Annotated in this window: 2 protein-coding genes and 1 pseudogene; 1 reads left to right on the top strand and 2 read right to left on the bottom strand. The window is 60.5% G+C overall.

Annotation, left to right across the window (positions count from 1 at the left end):
* Nucleotides 1-503: pseudogene (locus A2I95_RS39080) on the top strand (tryptophan--tRNA ligase); the annotation flags it as partial.
* A gap of 61 nt (nt 504-564) precedes the next feature.
* Here A2I95_RS39080 and A2I95_RS39075 read toward each other — a convergent pair.
* Together A2I95_RS39075 and A2I95_RS39070 are read right to left on the bottom strand one after the other, a co-directional pair.
* On the bottom strand, nt 565-780 hold the full coding sequence (locus A2I95_RS39075; RefSeq protein ID WP_027257659.1) for a hypothetical protein: 216 nt from the start codon (nt 778-780) through the stop codon (nt 565-567).
* Nucleotides 781-883: 103 nt separating this feature from the next.
* Nucleotides 884-1,290: TetR/AcrR family transcriptional regulator (locus tag A2I95_RS39070; protein WP_291737743.1), on the bottom strand; the 407-nt coding region annotated here is incomplete at its 5' end.

Genomic DNA, 1,290 nt, shown 5'->3' with positions numbered 1-1,290 from the left:
ATTTCTTCCCATTGACCGAACCGGTGATTGAGGGCGCAGCCACCCGCGTGATGAGCTTTCGCGACGGCTCCAAGAAAATGTCGAAGTCGGACCCCTCCGATGCCAGCCGCATCAACATGACGGATGACGCCGACACCATCGCCAAGAAGATCCGCAAGGCCAAAACCGATCCCGAAGGGCTGCCCTCCGAGGCGAAAGGCCTGGAAGAGCGCCCCGAGGCGCGCAATCTGGTGAACATCTATGCGGCGCTGAACGAACAAAGCGTCGATCAGGTGCTGGCCGATGTCGGCGGCAAGCAGTTCTCCGAGTTCAAGCCGATGCTGGCGGATCTGGCGGTGTCGAAACTGGCGCCGATCTCAACCGAGATGGCGCGGCTGATGGGCGAGCAGGACGAGATCGACCGTATCCTGACACGCGGGTCCGAGCGCGCGCGTGAAATCACCGCACCAATCCTGCGCAAAACCTATGAGATTGTCGGCATGGTGCCGCCGGTCCAGCTGTAAACACCCCACGCTGCGTCAGCGGGCCAATCAGGCTTGCTGACGCAAACCACAGCCGTGTGCTCTATTCTGCGTCTGGCGCGGGTTGCCGACGGGAAATCAGCCCGTATTTCAGCGCAAAAGACCGCAGTGAAAATCTGCCGCCAAAGGATTTGAGCTGCGGCCGGCCCGATTGACGGTCGAATTCGTGGTTGTCGATCACCCGCTCCGCGCAGCCGCAGCCTTCGCCCAGCCCGACCTTCTTGTAGTAGAACTTTTCGAAACTCTCAGAGTTTGCCATGCCGCCCTCCTATGGAGCCGCAAGCCTAGCGCAGGCAGGCGCAAACACCAAAGAAACTCTGCTGCGTTGTCAGTTCAAGTTTTCGTGCCGGACTTGAGGCTCCTCAAAGCCCTTTGATTCCATTCAGAACCAGATCCGCCGCCAGCCGCGCATAGTCGTCGCGTGCCTTCGGGCCTGCGCCGGAATTCCACATGTAATACCAGTTCAGTATACCAAAGACCGACATGGTCGCGCCGCGCAGCTTAGCCGTTTCGCCCTCAAACACGTCGGGCGCTACCGCCGCCAGCGCATCACTCACAAATTGCACCATTTCACGCTGATAGGCGCGCAGCAGCTTTTGCTGGTCTTCAGGCAGCGCGCCCATGGCGCTGATCTGCACCTGATGCTCATGATCCGCGCCCTGATAGGCCAGCATGATTTCCGACACGATGCGGCGCAGCCGGTCCTCGGGGCCGCAGCCCTCCAGCTCCACCCCGCAGACCCGGTCGCGCAACTCGCAAAGATAGGTAT

This window comes from Leisingera sp. F5 (assembly GCF_001593695.1).
This window is presented reverse-complemented; position numbering and strand designations above follow the sequence as displayed.

Excerpts from the sequence above, each read along its gene's own strand:
- A2I95_RS39075 (WP_027257659.1), bottom strand. The coding sequence starts at position 780 with ATGGCAAACTCTGAGAGTTTCGAAAAGTTCTACTACAAGAAGGTCGGG.